Annotated in this window: 1 protein-coding gene and 1 pseudogene; both read right to left on the bottom strand. The window is 50.9% G+C overall.

All coding sequences use genetic code 11. From position 1 onward, the window contains the following. Positions 1–211: 211 nt before the first annotated feature. Positions 212–438, bottom strand: a pseudogene (locus BUA24_RS13550) (IS256 family transposase); the annotation flags it as partial. A 3-nt stretch (positions 439–441) separates the two neighbouring features. Continuing rightward, a complete protein-coding gene (locus BUA24_RS11765) occupies positions 442–936 on the bottom strand; it encodes a transposase (protein ID WP_072792815.1) in 495 nt (164 codons plus the stop codon). Positions 937–1,244: the final 308 nt, after the last annotated feature.

The following is a 1,244-nucleotide window of genomic DNA, read 5'->3' as shown; positions in this document are numbered from 1 at the left end:
GGATGCTTTTCTACACCTATTCTACCAGCTCAGGGGGCACTTTCTTTAGTTTTGGGCGACCAATTCACAGAGTTGGTCGGTGCTTCTAGGCTTAGCCTGGTATTGTCAACCTTGCACTAACGGCTGAATATGTAGGGCTTATATCGAAGGGTCTATGCGACAAGAGTTGAGCTGTGGTCACACCTAGTGTATGAACAGTTGCTGACATCATTTAGGCGCCGTCCCACTTAGGGTTCCGTCGGGTCTTATTGGCGGGTATCCCGTCGATAAATATCACCCGTCAAATAGCTCTCGGAGTCCTTAGGGATGCTGAATACCCTTCCACCGCTTCACCGTCTGCTGGATGAGCTTGAAGCTCAGGCTGAGGAAGCTGGAACGAGAGACGCAGTTCTTGGTGCGGCTTGTTCGCTATCGTACCGTGGCAAAGGGCGCTCCTATAGATCAGACCCTTCGCAAATTCTCATAGTCTGAGCAAAGGGCTCTAAGTACCTCTCTCACCAGGTAACGCTTTAGACACCTAATCACCTCCATTTTTGATAGACCTTCGGCTGTTCGACGCCCCATGTACGCTTTGGTCTTTGCGCAGTAGCGCAGGCGGACAATGACTGCGACATAAAGAGCGCTGTTGCCATCCCTAGCACCTCCCCGATGGAGTCGATAGTGTGTGACACTACTAAGAGACGCCAGGATGGGTGCTACTTTGCAGAGGCACACAAAAGATGCATCAGACCTAAGACGCTTGGGATTATCCCCAATACTCACGAGCAACGCCGCTAGAGTTCCCACCCCCATCCCAAAGACACTAAGGGTCTTTGGCGCAACCTGAGGGACAAGGGTTTCCAAGGTGAGCGTCGAGAGCGTCGATTTCTTCGGTGAGATGGTGAATGTGCTGTGCAAGATAGTTACATGTAAGTTTCGTACCTTGTAGTGGATCACAAAGATCGGCTCCTCGTACCCGAAAAGACCGACACATAGAAATGACCTGTTGGGTGTTTATCTAAAGTAGTTGCTCCCTGAGTTCACTGGGAGCTGTGATCACCATGGATTTGAGCGTGTTCGTTTCTTCTATCTTGGCTTTGAGAGCTCCCTCAAGCGTGACCCGTAGCATTCTGATGCATTCAATCTGTGACGAAGCGAGGCTTGGGAACAATTACGGCCTTGGCCGCTCAAGACCGATCGTACAGCTGGCTTGGCATCAGTGGGATCTGAGGTCGTGTGCCTAAAGTTGTGCAAATAGGCCATAG

The sequence above is a fragment of the Ferrithrix thermotolerans DSM 19514 genome, assembly GCF_900128965.1.
GTDB lineage: Bacteria > Actinomycetota > Acidimicrobiia > Acidimicrobiales > Acidimicrobiaceae > Ferrithrix > Ferrithrix thermotolerans.
The sequence above is the reverse complement of the archived record's forward strand: the minus strand, read 5'-3'. Positions and strand labels throughout refer to the sequence as shown.